At 60.4% G+C, this 17,702-nt stretch carries 15 protein-coding genes and 1 pseudogene; 6 read left to right on the forward strand and 10 right to left on the reverse strand.

The window, feature by feature from the left end; all coding sequences use genetic code 11:
- Nucleotides 1–13: 13 nt before the first annotated feature.
- The 9 genes from BG455_RS16610 to BG455_RS16650 form a co-directional block, all read right to left on the reverse strand.
- The gene (locus BG455_RS16610; RefSeq protein WP_071471141.1) at nt 14–646 is read right to left on the reverse strand and encodes an LbetaH domain-containing protein; all 633 of its coding nucleotides are present in this window, start codon (nt 644–646) and stop codon (nt 14–16) included.
- The gene (locus BG455_RS16615; protein WP_071471142.1) at nt 646–1,293 is read right to left on the reverse strand and encodes an SDR family NAD(P)-dependent oxidoreductase; all 648 of its coding nucleotides are present in this window, start codon (nt 1,291–1,293) and stop codon (nt 646–648) included. The genes BG455_RS16610 and BG455_RS16615 overlap by 1 nt, the downstream gene beginning before the upstream one ends.
- Nucleotides 1,294–1,366: 73 nt before the next feature.
- Nucleotides 1,367–2,224 (reverse strand): phosphonate ABC transporter, permease protein PhnE, encoded by an 858-nt coding sequence (gene phnE, locus BG455_RS16620; RefSeq protein ID WP_071471143.1) that lies wholly within the window; start codon nt 2,222–2,224, stop codon nt 1,367–1,369.
- Nucleotides 2,221–3,141 (reverse strand): phosphonate ABC transporter, permease protein PhnE, encoded by a 921-nt coding sequence (phnE, locus tag BG455_RS16625; RefSeq protein ID WP_071471144.1) that lies wholly within the window; start codon nt 3,139–3,141, stop codon nt 2,221–2,223. Before phnE (BG455_RS16625) ends, phnE (BG455_RS16620) begins: the two co-directional genes overlap by 4 nt.
- Before the next feature lies 1 nt (nt 3,142).
- Nucleotides 3,143–3,961 (reverse strand): phosphonate ABC transporter ATP-binding protein, encoded by an 819-nt coding sequence (phnC, locus tag BG455_RS16630; protein WP_071471145.1) that lies wholly within the window; start codon nt 3,959–3,961, stop codon nt 3,143–3,145.
- A gap of 82 nt (nt 3,962–4,043) precedes the next feature.
- The gene (gene phnD / locus BG455_RS16635; RefSeq protein WP_071471146.1) at nt 4,044–4,964 is read right to left on the reverse strand and encodes a phosphate/phosphite/phosphonate ABC transporter substrate-binding protein; all 921 of its coding nucleotides are present in this window, start codon (nt 4,962–4,964) and stop codon (nt 4,044–4,046) included.
- A 99-nt stretch (nt 4,965–5,063) separates the two neighbouring features.
- Nucleotides 5,064–5,990, reverse strand: a complete 927-nt coding sequence (gene phnD / locus BG455_RS16640) for a phosphonate ABC transporter substrate-binding protein (protein WP_071471158.1) — start codon at nt 5,988–5,990, stop codon at nt 5,064–5,066.
- Nucleotides 5,991–6,427: 437 nt separating this feature from the next.
- Entirely contained in the window at nt 6,428–7,195 is a 768-nt protein-coding gene (locus tag BG455_RS16645) for a TOBE domain-containing protein (protein WP_071471147.1), read from the reverse strand.
- 21 nt (nt 7,196–7,216) lie between these two features.
- Entirely contained in the window at nt 7,217–8,128 is a 912-nt protein-coding gene (locus BG455_RS16650) for a LysR family transcriptional regulator (protein WP_071471148.1), read from the reverse strand.
- A 130-nt stretch (nt 8,129–8,258) separates the two neighbouring features.
- Here BG455_RS16650 and BG455_RS16655 point away from each other — a divergent pair, with 130 nt between their 5' ends.
- From BG455_RS16655 to atzF, 5 genes are read left to right on the forward strand one after another with little or no spacing between them, the layout of a single operon-like run.
- A complete protein-coding gene (locus BG455_RS16655; protein ID WP_071471149.1) occupies nt 8,259–9,866 on the forward strand; it encodes an ABC transporter substrate-binding protein in 1,608 nt (535 codons plus the stop codon).
- Between the two features lie 4 nt (nt 9,867–9,870).
- A complete protein-coding gene (locus tag BG455_RS16660) occupies nt 9,871–10,896 on the forward strand; it encodes an ABC transporter permease (protein WP_071471150.1) in 1,026 nt (341 codons plus the stop codon).
- A complete protein-coding gene (locus BG455_RS16665; RefSeq protein WP_071471151.1) occupies nt 10,893–11,765 on the forward strand; it encodes an ABC transporter permease in 873 nt (290 codons plus the stop codon). The genes BG455_RS16660 and BG455_RS16665 overlap by 4 nt, the downstream gene beginning before the upstream one ends.
- 4 nt (nt 11,766–11,769) lie before the next feature.
- Nucleotides 11,770–13,422: a dipeptide ABC transporter ATP-binding protein gene (locus BG455_RS16670; RefSeq protein ID WP_071471152.1), complete on the forward strand. Its 1,653-nt coding sequence runs from the start codon at nt 11,770–11,772 to the stop codon at nt 13,420–13,422.
- Between the two features lie 11 nt (nt 13,423–13,433).
- Nucleotides 13,434–15,197, forward strand: a complete 1,764-nt coding sequence (gene atzF, locus BG455_RS16675) for an allophanate hydrolase (protein ID WP_143079950.1) — start codon at nt 13,434–13,436, stop codon at nt 15,195–15,197.
- Between the two features lie 357 nt (nt 15,198–15,554).
- On the opposite strand, the gene BG455_RS16680 is transcribed toward atzF, so the two are convergent.
- The gene (locus BG455_RS16680) at nt 15,555–15,959 is read right to left on the reverse strand and encodes a (R)-mandelonitrile lyase (RefSeq protein WP_071471153.1); all 405 of its coding nucleotides are present in this window, start codon (nt 15,957–15,959) and stop codon (nt 15,555–15,557) included.
- Between the two features lie 370 nt (nt 15,960–16,329).
- Here BG455_RS16680 and BG455_RS16685 point away from each other — a divergent pair.
- Nucleotides 16,330–17,419: pseudogene (locus BG455_RS16685) on the forward strand (IS110 family RNA-guided transposase).
- Nucleotides 17,420–17,702: the final 283 nt, after the last annotated feature.

Below are 17,702 nucleotides of genomic sequence, written 5' to 3' on the forward strand. Positions count from 1 at the left end.
CGGCTGCACTCACTTAGTGCAACAAGACATCCTCGTATTTGGCCAGAAACTCCTCAATCTCCAGATGGCGGAAATCGTGTAGCGCCATATGCAGCCGGTCATGGTCCCAATCCCACCAGGCCAGATCCATCAGCCGCCGCGCTGTCTGCTTGGGGAAGCGGCGGCGCAGTTTTTCTGCCGGCACCCCCACCACAATCGTATAGGGGGCGACATCGCGCGTAACCACCGCGCCTGCGCCCACAATCGCGCCATGCCCGATGGTCACTTCAGGGCGAATAATCGCGCCATGACCAATCCAGACGTCATGCCCGATCGTAACCCGCCGCGCCGCGCGGGCCGCGAAGAAGGCATCATGCGGTGCCGCATCATGCCAATACAGGTCCGAGCGATACAGAAAATGATGCAGGCTGGCGCGGTCCATCGGGTGATCGGTCGGACCGATCCGCACATTGGCTGCGATATTGACGAATTTGCCAATGGTGGCATTGGCAATATCGCAGCCCCGCGCGCAATAGCTGTAATCGCCCAGCACAACGTTATTCAGAATCGAGCCGCGCCCTACTTCAGTATAGGCGCCTGTCTCGCAGTCGGTCAGTGTGCAATCGGGGTGAATCAGCGCCCCTTCGGGGGTCAGCTCTCGGGGCATCAGAAGTCTCGCTCCTCTCCGGTCCAGCGCAGGAAACGGCCAGTATCGGCCAGCCCCTCGCGCGCGGCAATCTCCAGTATTCCGGCGGCCACCGGCTGCGGGTCGTGCTCTGCCGCTGGCCCGCCCATATCCGTGCGCACCCAGCCAGGGTCGATCAGCAGCACGGCAATGCCGCGCGGGCGCAGATCGGTCGCAAGCCCCTGCATCAGCTTGTTCACTGCCGCCTTGGACGCGCGGTAGGCAATGCGGTCCGATTTCGCATAGCCCATCCATGCCATCTGGCTGGACAGTGTAAGAATTCGTCCACCCGCGTGCATCGCGGGCACAACCGCTTGCGCCATCGCAAGAGGGGCCAATGTGTTCACCCTCAGCGTTTCGGCAAAGCCCGCGAAATCCATATCCAGCGCAGACTGACGCGCAGGGCCGATCACACCTGCATTGTTGATCAGCACATCCACGGGCGCAACTTTTGCCCCCAGACTGTGTAAACTCTCTACCTCGTGCATATCGGCAACAATCTCGCGCACACCAGCGGGGGCCGCGCCCGCGCGCCTTACTGTTCCGGTCACATCCCACCCCCGCGCCATAGCCTGAACGGCCAGTGCCAGCCCGATACCGCGCGACACTCCTGTGATCAGTAGATGCATGGCCCCCTCATTTTCTTGCTGCAAATACTCCCGCCGGAGGCTCCGACGGAAGCAGCAGGCGCATCAGCCGGGTTTAATGTCCGCGCTCGCCGATAAACCGCTTGCGGATCAAACCAGACCCCCAATCGATGATCGCAATCACCACCAGCACATTCAGCACCACAAAGGCCACCTGATCAAACAACCCCGCGCGGAAGCGCTCGATAATGATCATCCCGATGCCCCCTGCCCCAACCAGCCCCAGAATCGTGGCCGAGCGGGTGGAGGATTCGAACGAATAAAGCGACAGCGAGATAAACACCGGCAGGATTTGCGGCAGATAGCCATAGCGGATGATCCGGCCCGTATCGGCGCCCGTGGCGCGCACCCCTTCGACCTGTTTGCGATCGATATTCTCGATGGCCTCGGAATACAGCTTGGCCAGATTGCCCATATCAGACACCCAGATCGCCAGCACCCCCGCCAAAGGCCCAAGACCCACAGCGCGCACAAAGACCAGCCCCCAGACAATTTGGTCAATCCCGCGGAACACATCCAGCAACCGCCGAACCGCGTGCCGGAACACGCCCACCGGCATGGTGTTGCGCGCGGCCAGAAAGGCCAGCCCCAGCGCGAAGATCGTGCCCAGCAATGTGCCCACAAAGGCCATTGCGATGGTCTGCGCGATACCCTTGTAGATATTGGCATATTGCCAAGTGGCCATATCTTGCCACACCACCATACGGGTCATCAGCGCCCAGGCACGGTCCGAGGCATTGAGCAGTTTGCCAATCTCGAAAAAGCCGAGTGACCAGATCAGATAGATGGTGATGAAGGCCCAGCTTGCGGCTTTCAGTGTTGTCACCAACGGGTCGCCAAACGCCTTGGGGTGGCGTTTGCGGGCAGCCGCAATATCGGCGTCAGATACCGCATGGAAGGTAAGTGTGCTCATCTCAGGGACTCCTTGCCGATCAGGCGGTGGCGGACACGTTCGGACAAAAGGTCGATGGCTGTGACCGTCAGAACCACCAGCAACAACACCGCAGTCACACGGTCATCAGAAAAGAAACTGATCGTGTGGCTTAGTTCCGCCCCGATCCCGCCTGCGCCCACAAACCCGACCACGGCAGAGGCGCGCACATTGATCTCGAACCGCCACAGCGCGTAAGAGGTGAAATTCGGCAGCACTTGCGGCAGGATGCCATAGCGCATCTGCTCGAACCACGACCCGCCAACTGCCTTGATCCCGTCCACAGGGCGCATCGAGGCGTTTTCATTGACCTCGGAAAACAATTTGCCCAGCGCACCCGTGGCGTGGATCGTAATGGCCAGCACACCTGCAAGGGGGCCGATCCCCACGGCAAAGACCAAAATCAGCGCAAACAGGATTTCCGGCACACCGCGGCAAAATTCCAGAAACCGCCGCGCCAGCGCCCCTGCCCAAGGAAAGGGCGTACAGTTGCGCGCCGCGATGAAAGACAGCGCAACAGCAAGCCCGGTTGCAAGAATCGTGGCGGTCAGCGCCATCAGGATGGTTTCCCAGATCAGCCGCAGGTATTTCCAGAAATCATTGTACCAATACCCGATAGAGCCGGGCGGGAAGCGTCCGGCCTCATTTCGGCTGTCAAATAGGACATCCCATTGCAGCGATGGCATGACCGAGCCGAAATATTCAAAAATGCGCGGCAGGCCCGCGGCCAGCCTGTCCGGCGTGAAGCGCGATATCCACAGCGACCATAGAAGGAAGCCCAGAAACACCACGCCCAAGGTGACATTCACCACCATCCGGTCGCGGATCATCTGGCGGCGATGGGTCTCGAACAGGGAAACCGGGTCCTGGTCCTGCCCGTTTGTCGTGACACTGGCCATCTCAGTTCACCACGCGGACTTCGGGCTGCGCGGGTGCCGAAGGCTTCAGCGCGGTCGAGGTCATGGCCTCGGAAAACGCCTCCTCGGCCTCGGCGCCGTAAATATCGCGCGCGGCTTTGTCTGTCAGTTCCTTCGGCGTGCCATCAAACACAATGACGCCGTCCTGCATGCCGATGATGCGGTCGCAATACTGGCGCGCTGTGTCCAGCGTATGCAGGTTGCAGATCACCGTCAGCCCATCTTCCTGGTTGATGGCGCGCAAGGCATCCATCACCACTTTGGCGTTCAGCGGGTCAAGGCTGGCGATTGGCTCATCCGCAAGCATGACGCGGGGTTCCTGCACCAGCGCGCGGGCAATGGCCACACGCTGCATCTGCCCGCCTGACAAGGTGTCGGTCTGTTGCAGTGCCACATGCGCCATGCCCAGCCGGTCCAGCGCGCGAATGGCAAAGGCGCGTTCCTTGGCCGAAAACACGCCCAGCATGGACGTGGCGAAGCCATGATGGAACAGGCGGCCCGACATGACATTGGTGATCACATTCAAGCGGCCCACAAGGTTGAACTGCTGGAACACCATCGCGCATTCATTGCGCCACTGGCGCAGGTCGCGGCCCTTCAGCGCGGTAATGTCGCGCTTCTGGAACAGCATCTGCCCGCCCGAGGGCTCGTTCAAGCGGTTGATCATGCGCAGCAGCGTGGACTTGCCCGCACCAGAGCGTCCGATGATGCCAACCATCTGCCCATCGGGAATTGTAAAAGTGGCGGGTTTGACCGCAACAGTGCTGTTGAACTGCTTAGTAAGTCCCTTGAATTCGAGCATGGAGTTTCTCCTGTCAATGCGCGGCGCGCAAATGAGCGGCAGGCCCTTGCGCGGGCAAGGACCTGTTGTGAAGGCAGCCGAGCTAGCGAGAGCTTGCGATTTCGTCTTCGCGCAGGCGCACGGCGGTTTCGTAGAAGTCATGGCCGATTTCCACAAAGCCACCACCCTCGCCGCCGATTGTGGCGTTGTAGCAATCTGGCTGGCGTTCTTTCATATTCAGGAACAGGTCCATTACCAGCGCGCGCGCCTCTTGTGGCAAATCCTTGCGCAGCACGGTCGGGCCATTCGGAATCAGGTCGGATGTCCAGATGATCTTGATATCATTCATGTCCAGCAGACCGTTATCGACCATGCGGCGAATATTGCCGCGGCTGTAGCCTTCGGCATGTTCGCCCAGCAGTGACGACCACGTGGCGGCGGCGTCATACTGGCCCTGCAACACGGCGATCACGCCTTGCTCATGACCGCCCGAAAACCCGACGCGCCCGAAATACGCATCCTCGATCCCCGCAAGGCGCAGTTCTGCGCGCGGGAACAGATAGCCGGATGCCGAATTTGCATCGGCATAGGCAAGGCTGCGGCCTGCCATATCCTCCAGCGTTTCAATGCCGCTATCGGCGCGCGTGACAATGACAGAGTAATACCCAAGCGAGCCGTCCACATTGGCCGAGGTCATCACCACGTCCACGGCTTCGGGGTCTTGCAGATATATGCCAGCATAGCCCGATGCGCCCAGTCCGGCATGGTGCAACTGACCGGCCAGCAGCCCCTGCATCACGCCTGCGTAATCGGCGGCGGGATACAGCTCGACCGGAACGCCCAATGTGTCGGTCATCAACTCTTGCAGGCAGGAATAGCGGCGCAAACGGTCGGCTTCGTTTTCGCCGGACAGAATGCCAATATTGTAAGTGCCGAAATCCGCGCGCCAGTCGGCAGCGGCGGGGGTCACAGTGGACACAAGACACGCAAGTGTCGCGGCTATGCCAGTGAAAGTCTTGGTCATGGTTTTCGTCCTTGTGGTGGATGAAGAACACGCCCCCGCAACTCTCCTCCCGCGTGGGCAATGAAAAAGGGCAGCCCGAACGGGCCACCCTTGTCTTGCTTAGCGCGAACCGGCCAATTCCTCGCGGCGCATCTCGACGATGCCCTCGAAGAAGTCATGGTCAACACTCACCCAACCCTGACCCTCACCGAAAGAGATGTCGTAATAGCACTGCGCGTCGGTTTCGAGCTGGTTGGCCAGATAATCGCTGACGATGTCTTTAACCTCTTGCGGCAGCGCCTGACGGATCACCACAGGGCCATTCGGAATGATCGGGCTTTCCCAGATGATCCGCAGATCGGACATATCCAGCAGTCCATTGTCAATCATGCGACGCAGGTTGCCACGGGTATACCCCTCTGCCGGATCGCCCTGACCGGAAGCCCATGTCACGCCAGCATCATACTGGCCTTGCAAAACAGCGATCACAGCCTGTTCATGACCACCGCCGAAACCTGTGCGGCTGAAGAAGTCTTCTTCCACGATCCCGGCGCGGCGCAACTCGAAACGCGGCACGATATAGCCGGAGGTTGAATTAGGGTCCGCATAGGCCAGCGAATGGCCTTCCATGTCTTCCAGCGAATGAATATCGCTATCCGCGCGCACATACATCGGCGCGATGTAACCTGTGGACCCGTCCGCTTCTGCCGAAACAAAAATCGGCTCTACAGCATTGGCGTCTTGCAGATAGATACCTGCATAGGCCGAAGCGCCCAGTGCTGCATAATCCAGTTGGCCGGCCAGAAGCCCCTGCATCACGCCTGCATAATCGGGGGCGGGGAACATTTCGACCGGGACGCCCAGACGCTCTTCCAGCGCCACGCGCAGACAGTCGTTATTGCGCAGGCGGTCGGCTTCATTCTCGCCGCCCAGCAGGCCAATGCGGAAGACAGGCAGGTCTGAGCGCCAGTCAGCGCTGGCGGTCAGGGGAAAGGTGCTTAGCGCGGTCGCAGTGACCAAAAGCGCGGCGATAGCCTTGGTTTTCATGAATGATCTCCAGATCAGGATGGAAGCAATGATCCCCATCGCGGGAACTCCGGTCTGATCTCAGGATTCGGTAACTTTGGCGTAACGGTTCTGTAAAGAATTCATGAAATTTAGCACGCGTCTTGGCGTAAAGTGGCGGTTCTGTGAAATTGCGCCAGCCATGACAAGGATACCCCGGCCCGATCTGCCGCAGCGGTTCGGGCTTGCAGTCGCTCTCAGGACCGCGCGCAAACCGAGTGGGAACACGCGGGGCATGCGCAACAACTGGCACATACCCAGCGGCATCTTGCACATCAATCTTCCGCCCCGGCGCGCCGATCTCACGCAGGCAGCGAAAATTGTCATGCGTGTTTCCCCGCCCGATACGGCTTGCACCGCGATGACCATAGGCACCGGCACCCACGGGCGATAGAAAGGGCCGGACGCTGGCTTTGTCGTCACACCACACGCTTGCCTGTGGCTGCGTCGAACGGATGCAACCTGTCACGTTCGATGCTGAAGGTCAGGTTTGATCCTTCCTGGACATCAGGCATATGCGGCAGGCGGGCGACCATGGTTTCCTTGATACCCGCGAAACTTAGGTGCAGGTGGCTTTGCGCGCCCGCGGGTTCCAACACCACCAGTCGCCCGCTGAGTGACCTCTCGTTCTCGCAGGCGCGCTCCAGCGACAGATCCTCGGGGCGGATGCCGATCAGATCGGCCCCAATTGGCAAATGCGCCAGAGACTCGGCCGAGACCAGCCCCCGCATGTATTCGGCAGGCAGCATGTTCATGGCGGGAAAGCCGATGAAGCCTGCCACAAAAGTAGTGGCTGGGCGGGAGTAAACTTCCATCGGAGTGCCGATCTGTTCAATCTGGCCATTGTTCAAAACCACCAGACGGTCGGCCATTGTCAGGGCCTCCAACTGGTCTTGGGTCACATATAGCAATGTGGTCCGAAGGCGTTTTTGCAACTGGCGGATTTCCACCCGCATCTGCACATGCAGCTTTGAGTCAAGGTTCGACAAAGGTTCATCAAACAGAAACGCTGCCGGTTCACGCACCAGCGCCCGCCCCATTGCGACCCGCCGGCGCTGGCCACCCGCCAACTGGCGCGGCTTGCGATCCAGAAACGGGCCGATCTCCAGCATGGCAGCGGCTTCGCGCACGCGGCCGTTTATCTCGGGCGCGTGAAGCCTCGGTTCTTCAACCCGTTTCACCGCCACATTGCTTGGTTTGACCCAAGATTAAGATGTCGCCAATTCCGCGCAACTTTCCAGCGCTTTCCCAAGCTGCATGGCGAAGCGGAAACTGGCCACGGGCAGTGAGCGCCCTCGTTGTTGCCCCAGAAGCAGGACACCCGGCGCCACATCACGTTCCGAGATCGCGCGGATTACAAGGCCTGACTGGCGCTGCGCATTCAGGCCGATGGGTATCTGGAACCCGATTGTCCGCTCGGTCTGCACATAGTGGCGGATCAATTCAAAAGATTCTGTTTCCACTACTGGCGTCACCTGCCGACCTATGCTTTTTGCCGCACCGTCCAGCAGTGATCTGACCCCGTATTCCACCGAAGGCGCGATATGGGGATGGTTCAGGCAGTCCCGTAGTCGCAAGTCAGATTTTTGCGCCAGGGGGTGGTCCTCTGCCATTACGGCGCATACGGGTTGAGGGCAGTGGGCAATAACTTCGAAATCGACCATCAGGACCGGCTCGAAGACAAGCGCCAGATCGCATTTGAACGCGGCCAGTTCGGCCTCGGCCCGCGAGCGATCGCGCACAATGGCGGTGAACGTCACCCCCGGATGATCGCTGCGATAGCGCGAAATCTGCTCGGGCAGAAAGTAGGGCAAAAGCGCTTGTGAGCAGGCAATACTGACATGGCCACGCCGCACCCCGGAGAGATCGGCCACCTGACTTTGCACCCGCGCCATGTCCGAGCGCTGGCTGCGGTAGTGCTGCAAGATCAACTCGCCCGCCGGGTTCAGCCGCACACCACGCGCCAACCTCTCGAAAATCTGGGCACCGAATTCATCTTCGAACCGCGAGATGCGGCGGTTGAGCGCAGAAGCCGTCAGCCCCGCATCTTCAGCGGCTTTGCGGATAGAGCCCGCGCGCGCCACAGCTTCGATCAGGCGAAAGGTCTCCATATGGCGCATAATTGGGCACTCTTTAGTTGTTCATTAAATACATCACTCCTGTGAAAACATAGCATTTCCGGAACAACACGCAACGGGGTAACTTGGTCATACCGCATATTTCTGCGACCAGAATCATCAGGAGCCTGCCATGTCCTCTTTCAATCGCCGCGCGTTTCTTGCCTCTGCCGCCGGGGCTGGAATGCTACCTTTCCTGCGGGTCTTGCCTGCAACGGCCCAGACCCGCGATACGCTGGTCACGGTTTTTGGCCAGACCATCAACAGCCTTGATCTGCACCGCGTGGGCACCAACCGTGCCAGCTATCAGGTGGCGATCAACTGCTATGACCGCCTTGTGGGCTTTGGTGCAAAGCAACTGCCCTCGGGCGAAATGTCCTATGACTATGACACCATTGTGCCAGAACTGGCTGAAAGCTGGACCACGTCCGAAGATGGCCTGACCATCACTTTCAAGCTGAAGCCGAACGCCACCTTCTGGGATGGCAGCAAGGTCACGGCAGAAGATGTGAAATGGTCGCTGGACCGCGCTGTATCCGCGGGCGGCTTTCCGACCACGCAAATGGCGGCAGGGGGCTTTTTCCGCCCCGATCAGTTCGAAGTGGTCGATGAAGAAACAATCAATGTTAAGCTGGACTATCCGTCAAAACTGGCACTGCCGAACCTTGCCGTGCCGGTGCCCTTCATCATCAACTCGTCGGTTGCCAAGGCGAATGCGACCGAGGCCGACCCTTGGGCCATGGAATACCTGCACACCACCCCTGCGGGTTCAGGGGCCTTCAAGGTTACCCGCTGGGATCAGGGCCAGCAACTGGTGTATGAACGCAATGACGCCTGGATCGGTGGTGAGTTGCCTGCCGTCCAGCGCGTAATTGTGCGCGAAGTCCCCTCCGCCGCGACACGGCGTGCATTGGTGGAACGGGGCGATGTGCAGATCAGCTTCGACATTCCCGACCGCGATGCCTCTGAACTGGCCGATAAGCTGACAGTCCATTCCACACCGATCGAAAACTGCATTCATGCTCTGTGTCTGAATACTAAATTTGCCCCGTTTCAAGACGCGGATGTGCGCAAGGCCGTGGCCTATGCCACGCCTTACGATGCGATTTTCGAGGCCGCAGCTTACGGGCGCGGCGCAAAGCTCTGGGGTGGCGACACGGAAATCACCGACATCGCATGGCCGCGCGCCTTCCCCTACACCACCAATCTGGACATGGCGCGCGAGCATATGGCGAAATCCGGTTTTCCTGACGGGTTTGAGGTGACGCTGTCGATCAGCCTTGACCTGGTCAGCTGGATGGAACCTGCGGCGCTGCTGATACAAGAGGCGATGGCTCAGATCGGCATCAAGGTGACGGTGGACCGAATTCCGGGGGCCAACTGGCGCACTGTCGCGCTGGTGGACAAGACGCTGGACATGCATCTGGAAAACTTCGGCGGCTGGCTGAACACGCCGTGTTATTACTTCTTCTGGGCTTATCAGAAGGACCGGTTGTTCAATTCGTCTGCCTATGACAATCCGGTGGTGCATGAGCTGACCGAGCGCACGCTGCACATGGCCATCGACGATCCGGAATATGCGCCGCTTATCAAGCAGATGTTCGAGATCGTGATCGAAGACCTGCCGCGCATTCCGCTGTATCAACCGGCGCTGAACGTTGCGATGAACGGGGCCGACGGATACGAGTTCTGGTTCCACCGTCAGCTGGACGTGCGCCCCCTGACCGGCGCAGGGGCATAAGCCAATGGCAACCCGGTGGCTTCCGATCCTGTGGCGGCTGGTTCAGACCATTCCGGTGGTCATCGGGGTCGTCATCATCAGTTTTGTGCTGACACGCGCGCTGCCGGGCGACCCGGCAGTACAATTCGCAGGCCAGATGGCCACGCCGGAAAGCATTGAACAGGTGCGCGTGGCCTTGGGTCTGGACAAATCCCTGCCGCAGCAATTCCTGATCTATTGCAAAGCGCTGCTGCAAGGCGATCTGGGCCAGTCAATTGCCACCGGGCGGCCTGTCCTGACAGACCTCGCCACACGTTTGCCTGCATCTTTGGAACTGACGTTGACCGCGCTCATCCTGTCCTGCCTGATTGCAATTCCGCTGGGGGTGCTGGCCGCGGTGCGGCAGGGGTCATGGGTGGATCACCTGTGCCGCGTGCTGGTGACTGCGGGAGTGTCCCTGCCCACATTCTTCACCGGCATCTTGCTGATCTATGTGTTCTATTACCTGTTGGGATGGGCCCCCTCGCCGTTGGGTCGGCTGGATTTCATATATTTCGACCCGCCGCGCGTGACCGGGTTTTTCCTTGTCGACTCGCTGTTGGATGGTGATCTGCCCACCTTCGCTGGCGCGGCGAAACAACTGGCCCTGCCTGCGATCACCTTGTCACTATTCACACTGGCCCCGATTGCGCGGATGACACGGGCGGCCATGCTGACAGCACTCTCATCCGACTACATCCGTACGGCCCGCGCCGCTGGACTTGCCCCGATGCGGGTTCTGTTCGGCTACGCGTTTCGCAACGCGCTTTTGCCGGTCGTGACCACGCTGGGCATGGTATTTTCCTTTGTGCTGGGCGCGAATGTGCTGGTGGAAAAGGTCTTTGCATGGCCCGGCATCGGGTCTTACGCGGTCGAGGCGCTGGTGCAATCCGACTATGCCGCTGTTCAGGGCTTCGTGCTGGCGATGGCGCTTCTCTTCGTGCTGATCAACCTCATCATCGATCTCAGCTACACGCTGATCGATCCGCGCATCGGGTTTTCTGCAAAATGAGCGACATTTCCCCCACCCAATCCGGCAACGGCATGCTGGCCCATCTGGGCCATGTGATGAAGGAAAACCCCGTCACGGCGCTATCTTTCGGCCTGTTTGCCTTATTCGTGTTGCAAGCGTTTTTCGGGCATTGGTTGGTGCCATATGACCCGCTGGCCACCAATTCGGTGCGCGCACTCGAAGCGCCCTCGGCTGATCACTGGTTCGGCACAGACCAACTGGGCCGCGATGTGTTCAGCCGCGTGATCGTGGCGACGCGGCTGGACCTGACCATCTCGGTGCTGGCGGTGGCGATTTCCTTTGTGATCGGGTCGGTTCTTGGCGCGGTTGCGGGATATTGGGGCGGCTGGCTAGATGCGGTCCTGAACCGCATTCTGGACACGATCATGGCCTTTCCGCTCTTCGTGCTGGCCATGGGGATTGTCGCAGCACTTGGCAACACTGTGGAAAACATCATCTACGCCACTGCGATCATCAACATTCCTTTCTACGCGCGCGTTGTGCGCGCCGAAGTGAACATTCGCCGAGAGGCCGGTTTTGCCTTGGCCGCGCGCCTGTCGGGCAACGGGCATCTGCGCACGCTGGCCTTTCACATTTTCCCCAACGCGCTACCGCCGATGATGGTGCAAGTCTCGCTTAATATGGGCTGGGCGATCCTGAATGCGGCAGGGCTGTCCTTTGTCGGGCTTGGTGTACGCCCACCGACGCCGGAATGGGGGATCATGGTGGCCGAAGGCGCGAATTACATCATCTCCGGCCATTGGTGGGTCGCGCTGTTTCCGGGGCTATGGCTGATGCTGGCGGTCTTTACCTTCAACCTGATGGGCGACGGTCTGCGCGACCTTGTCGACCCGCGCAGAAGGACTTGATGCGATGTTATCTGTCAAAGACCTCTCCGTCGCGTTCAAGACCCGCAAGGGACAGGTGGACGCTGTGCGCGGCATCTCGTTCGACCTCGCCCCCGGCGAAACCCTTGGCATTGTGGGCGAAAGCGGGTCTGGCAAATCGGTCACCAGCTATGCGCTGATGCGCATCCTTGATGCAGGTGGACGGATCAGCGCAGGCGATGTCACATGGAACGGGCGCGACCTGCGCGCGGCCTCTGAGTCCGCCATGCGACAGGTGCGCGGGCGCGAAATCTCGATGATCTTCCAGAACCCGCGTGCGGCGTTGAACCCGATCCGCAAAGTGGGCCACCAGATCGAGGATGTATTGCGCCAGCACGGTCGCGCCACCCGCGCAAATGCCCACGCCAAGGCAATCGCAGCGCTGGAAGCTGTGAAAATCCGCAATGCCACAGATCGCTACCATGCCTATCCGTTCGAGCTGTCGGGCGGCATGTGCCAGAGGATCGTGATTGCCATTGCCCTTGCGTGCGACCCGAGGCTGATGATCGCGGATGAACCGACCACAGGGCTGGACATCACCACGCAAAAGGCGGTCATGGACCTGATGCGCGATCTGATCCGCGAGCGTGGCATGTCCTCCATCGTGATCACGCATGATCTGGGGCTGGCGGCGGAATATTGCGACCGGCTGGCCGTGATGAAAGACGGCCAGATTGTCGAGGCCGGTCCCTCGGTCAATTTGTTCGCCAACCCGCAACACCCCTATACCCGCAAACTGGTCGATGCCACGCCGCGCCCGGGTGTCGCAATCCGTGACCTGCTGCCGCCAGAGGCACGCACGCCCGACCTGCCGCACGAAGTGGGCAGCCGCGCGCTGCTGGAAGTTGTCGATCTGGTAAAAACATATCCGGGCAAATCGGGGCCGGTCCATGCCGTGAAGGGGATCAGCTTCACCATCCGCGAAGGGCAATCGGTGGGCTTGGTGGGCGAGTCGGGCTGCGGCAAATCCACGACTTCGGCCATGTTGGTCCGGTTGCTGGACCCGACCTCTGGCGCGATTGTCTTTGACGGTCACGAAATCGGCGGTATTCCGGCAGAACGCTTCCTGCGCGACCCGCGTCGCGGCCAAGTGCAGATGGTGTTTCAGGACGCGACCGACAGCCTGAACCCGCGCCACAACGCCTTTGACAGCATCGCAGAACCTCTGCGCCGTCTGGGCGGTCTGCGTGGGGCCGCGCTACACGCACGCGTGGAGGAACTGGCGCATCTGACCGGCCTGCCCGACCATTTGCTGACCCGCTACCCGCACCAGCTATCGGGCGGTCAAAAGGCGCGTGTCGGAATTGCGCGGGCCATCGCGCTTGATCCGAAATTCCTGATCCTGGATGAACCAACAGCAGCGCTGGACGTGTCCATTCAGGCGGTGGTCCTGAACCTGCTGGCGGATCTGCGCGCGCGGCTGGGCATGACCTATCTGTTCGTCAGCCATGACCTGAATGTGGTGCGCTTGCTGTGTGACCATGTGATCGTCATGCAAGATGGCCAGATCGTCGAACAAGGGCCAACAGCCACGGTTATGGACGCCCCAAGCCACCCTTACACGCGCGATTTGCTGCAATCCGCCCCCACACCGCCCGCGCCAATCGCCGCGCATGCGCCTGCCAAAGCCGCAGAATGAAGGACACCAAGATGAGCCTGTTGCCGACCCCCATTACCCTGACAGACCTGCAATCCGCCTATGCGGAAGGCATGTCGGTTTCCGATGTGCTGCACGATGTGTTCGCGCGGATTGCGGCGGTAGCTGATCCCGGTATCTTCCTGCATCTGGCTGATCCTTCGGCATTGGAGGGCGAGATCGCTGCACTTGGGGCCTATGATCCGGCGCGCCCGCTTTGGGGCGTGCCGTTCGTGGTCAAGGACAATATCGACGTGGCCGGCATGCCCACCACCGCCGCATGCCCGGCCTGGACCTATACGCCAGACCGCGACGCATTCGCTGTGGCGCGCCTGCGGGCTGCTGGGGCCATTCCCATCGGCAAGGCCAATCTGGACCAGTTCGCCACGGGGCTTGTGGGCACGCGAACCCCTTGGCCTGTGCCGCGCAACGCGCTGGACCCCAACATCGTGCCGGGGGGGTCTTCCTCTGGGTCCGCGGTCGCGGTGGGCCACGGCTTCGTGCCCTTCGCGCTTGGCACCGACACGGCAGGGTCGGGCCGCGTGCCCGCTGCGCTGAACGGGATTGTCGGGCTGAAACCCACCTTGGGCATGATTTCTGCCAGCGGTGTTGTGCCAGCTTGCCGAACGCTCGACACAATCTCGATATTCGCGCGCAATGTCACCGATGCCTATGCGATTTTGCAGGCCATGGCGGGCTATGATGCGACCGATCCATATAGCCGCAAGATACCTGCCCCTACCCTGCGCCCTGCGCCGCCCGCAATCCGTGTGGGTGTGCCAGATGCCACGTCGCGCGAATTCTTCGGCGATGCGCTTCAGGCGGCAGCATTTGCGCGCGATCTGGACAGCTTGCGCGACCGCGGCGCACACATTGTCGAGATGGATTTCACCCCGTTCTATGACGTCGCCAACATGCTCTATGATGGGGCATGGGTGGCAGAGCGGCATTCGGTGATCCAAGACCTGTTGTCGGCGCAACCCGATGCCATCCACCCTGTCACCCGCGCGATCATCTGCAAGGCAGAGGGGCTGAGCGCGACGGACGCCTTTCGCGGTATCTACCGTCTGGCAGAGTTGCGACGCGCCTGCGAACCCCTGATCTCTGCGGTGGATATGCTGGCCGTGCCGACCATCCCCACCTTCTACAGCTGCGGCGACCTTATGGCCGACCCGGTGACGCCCAATTCCAACCTCGGCACCTACACCAATTTCGTGAACCTGCTGGACCTGTGCGCGCTCGCAATTCCCACACCCGCACGCGATGATGGGCGGCCCGGCAGTCTGACGCTGATCGGCCCTGCAGGGCAGGATGCCGCACTCGCTGCGGTGGCCTTGGCACTTGATGGCCTGACCATTGCCGCTGAAGGCGTGCCCGAAGACCAGATCGCAATCGCGGTCTGCGGAGCGCACATGTCGGGCTTGCCCCTGAACCACCAGTTGACCGAGTTGGGGGGACGGTTCTTGAAAGCGACATCAACCGCGCCTTGCTACAGTTTCCACGCGCTTGCGGGTGGCCCCCCTGTGCGTCCGGGCCTTGTGCGCAGGCAAACCGGCGGGGCCAGCATTGCGCTGGAACTATGGTCGCTTCCAAAGACGGCACTGGGGCATCTGATCTGCCAGATCCCCGCCCCCCTTGGTCTGGGAAGTATCGAGCTGGAGGATGGGTCGCGTGCGACAGGGTTCCTTTGCGAAGCCGCAGGAACTCTCGGTGCGACAGAGATCACATCGGCAGGAGGATGGCGTCAGTACCTGTCCGACGGTGTCGCGGCCCAATAGGTCGTTTTCATCATGCGCGTTCGAAAGGTCGCCCTAATTCCCTTGCTGCAGGAGGGAATAGTCAAGTGTTGATCTGGCCAAAGCCCGCTCTGCAACTTTCGAGGCCAGAATGTAGAGGGCGACAGCAGCTGACCTATCGCGCTTGCTTGGGGTCAACAGTACAGATTGCAGCGCTGTGCCTGAACCACCGCTTCCGCGTGTCTCGCCTTAAATCTCGACCGGTCGCTCAGGGCCGGGACCGTCGAACCGAAACACTTCCCGAGAGGAGAGTGAAGGCTACGATTCAGGTACGGCAACGCGGTGGCGACATCCAACCTCTGCACAGGGCTGTTATCCGTAACGGGCCCCGCTCGGCGATCAGAAGTCTCTCGGGCCGTAATCCGCTTCGCTCACAGGCTCCAGCCAGTGAGCGCCCACGCCATCCTCAACTTCTTGCATCGCGATGTGGCGCATCAACGTGTCCGGGCCGGCGCCGTGCCAATGTTCCTCGCCGGGCGGTATCCAGACCCGATCACCAGCGCGGATCGTTTGCGCAAGGCCGCCTCTGCACTGGATCAGACCGCAGCCCGAGACGACCAGCAGTGTCTGACCCAGCGGATGTGTGTGCCAATGTGTCCGCGACCCGGGCGTGAAGGTGACCATAAGGGAGATCAGGGCTCTGGTCTCGCTGGGGTCGCAGATCGGGTCCTGCCAGACGGTGCCTGTGAAATATTCACTTGGCGCGGGCTGTGACGGGGTCGAACCGGCGGGTCGGATCTCCATGGCGATCTCCTCATGCTGCTGACACTCTAGCCGATCCAGGCAAGGTCTGCGACACCAAACCCACCGCGCATCTCGGTCTATAAAGGGTATGCAATGTTGATTGTCACTGAGAACTGCCCCGGCAACAGCAGAAATTGTCATTGAGAATTGACCCATGTGCAACCTTGCCCCTGCGCAAAGCAGTCGGGGGCTTTTGGAGTGATAGACATGGGATTTTTGAGGATTATTCGGAAATGGGCGCTGCGGGAGAAATTGCCCATTCGCGAGATCGCATGACGGACGGGCGTACTGAACTGATGCGGTGGATGCCCCCACCCGCCGGCATCGTATACCATGACGGTTCTATATTCGCTTAGTGGAGGGCACATCGATGACATCAAAGATCAGTATTTTAGCGATCGACTTGGCAAGAGGCAGCTTTCAGGTCTGCGCTGTTGGGCAAGACGGGATGGTTGTTTTCAACCGCGCTATGTCAAGAACGCGTTTGGCAACGCTGCTGGCTGACCACCCTGCCTGCATTGTGGCAATGGAGGCTTGTGCCACCTCGCATCACTGGGGCCGTTTGGCGCAAAGTAACGGTCATGAGGTTCGGCTTGTACCGGCTGCTTACGTGAAGCCGTTTGTAAAGCGACAGAAGAATGATCGTGCGGATGCAGAGGCCATCGCTGAAGCTGCGTTGCGCCCGACAATGCGGTTTGTGGCAGTAAAGAGCGCAGAAACCCAAGGCCGTGCTGTCGCATTCCGAACGCATCAATGCATGGTTCGACAGCGCACGCAGCTTATCAATGCCCTGCGCGGCCATTTGGCTGAGTTCGGGTTGGTGGCACCCAAAGGGCCCGCAAGTCTCAAGCTGCTTGAGAACGCGCTTGCTGACGAACGCACAGATTTGCCCGAGCCAGTCCGCCACATGGGATCGATCTATGTCGAGCAGATTGCGCGTCTCACCGACGTTATTGACCGGCTTTCCGATGAATTGGAAAGCTCATCGAAGACAGATGAGCAATTGCGTAGGCTATGCACTATCCCCGGTATCGGCCCTGTCACCGCAGGCGCTGTTGCGGCATTCGCCCCTGATCTTGATACGTTTGACAGCGGCCGCAACTTCGCCGCCTGGCTGGGCGTGCGGTCCGTCTCTCGGACGGATCGCGTTCCGGTCCGCACTGCCTCGACAAAGGTCGACGGGCGGAAAGGCCAGACTGGGATCGGTCAGCAAGATGGGGCAGACCGACATCCGTCGATTGCTGATCATCGGTGCCATGAGCGTGATCCGCTGGGTGGTTCGCAAAGGCGGTAGTGCAAACCGCTGGCTGGCCGCACTGGTCGCGCGCAAGCCGAAGATGGTGGCAGCCGTTGCCTTGGCGAATAGTGAGCGGTGCAGCGCCACTGGTTCAAGCGCACCGCGAACGGCCCGGATGATCTGGGCGCTTTCGACAAAGCAGCAGAACTATAGAATGGCGTGACCTGATCCTGAGAAGGAGAAAGGCACGACATGGCCGCAAGGCCAGGGTGAGCGATCGACGAGGAGTACGCGATACGGACTTCGAAGTTCAAGGCAGGGAAATTCAGACCCGGGGCTCGAGCGCTCGGCACGCTCTCTGAACCGATGTGAACCCAGCCTTCCGAACAGCATGACCCACCCGTGGCGTCATAGAAGGCCACATCGTGAGGCCTGACACACGTCCGATCGAAGACCCCGCCGAAAATCGAAGATAACGCTTGCCAAATAGGGGGCATCCACACACG

The sequence above is a fragment of the Roseinatronobacter thiooxidans genome (assembly GCF_001870675.1).
GTDB classification, from domain to species: domain Bacteria; phylum Pseudomonadota; class Alphaproteobacteria; order Rhodobacterales; family Rhodobacteraceae; genus Roseinatronobacter; species Roseinatronobacter thiooxidans.

Coding starts and splice junctions, on each gene's coding strand:
- BG455_RS16610 (WP_071471141.1), bottom strand. CDS start 646: ATGCCCCGAGAGCTGACCCCCGAAGGGGCGCTGATTCACCCCGATTGC.
- BG455_RS16615 (WP_071471142.1), bottom strand. CDS start 1,293: ATGCATCTACTGATCACAGGAGTGTCGCGCGGTATCGGGCTGGCACTG.
- phnE (WP_071471143.1), bottom strand. CDS start 2,224: ATGAGCACACTTACCTTCCATGCGGTATCTGACGCCGATATTGCGGCT.
- phnE (WP_071471144.1), bottom strand. CDS start 3,141: ATGGCCAGTGTCACGACAAACGGGCAGGACCAGGACCCGGTTTCCCTG.
- phnC (WP_071471145.1), bottom strand. CDS start 3,961: ATGCTCGAATTCAAGGGACTTACTAAGCAGTTCAACAGCACTGTTGCG.
- phnD (WP_071471146.1), bottom strand. CDS start 4,964: ATGACCAAGACTTTCACTGGCATAGCCGCGACACTTGCGTGTCTTGTG.
- phnD (WP_071471158.1), bottom strand. CDS start 5,990: ATGAAAACCAAGGCTATCGCCGCGCTTTTGGTCACTGCGACCGCGCTA.
- BG455_RS16650 (WP_071471148.1), bottom strand. CDS start 8,128: ATGCGCCATATGGAGACCTTTCGCCTGATCGAAGCTGTGGCGCGCGCG.
- BG455_RS16655 (WP_071471149.1), top strand. CDS start 8,259: ATGTCCTCTTTCAATCGCCGCGCGTTTCTTGCCTCTGCCGCCGGGGCT.
- BG455_RS16660 (WP_071471150.1), top strand. CDS start 9,871: ATGGCAACCCGGTGGCTTCCGATCCTGTGGCGGCTGGTTCAGACCATT.
- BG455_RS16665 (WP_071471151.1), top strand. CDS start 10,893: ATGAGCGACATTTCCCCCACCCAATCCGGCAACGGCATGCTGGCCCAT.
- BG455_RS16670 (WP_071471152.1), top strand. CDS start 11,770: ATGTTATCTGTCAAAGACCTCTCCGTCGCGTTCAAGACCCGCAAGGGA.
- atzF (WP_143079950.1), top strand. CDS start 13,434: ATGAGCCTGTTGCCGACCCCCATTACCCTGACAGACCTGCAATCCGCC.
- BG455_RS16680 (WP_071471153.1), bottom strand. CDS start 15,959: ATGGAGATCCGACCCGCCGGTTCGACCCCGTCACAGCCCGCGCCAAGT.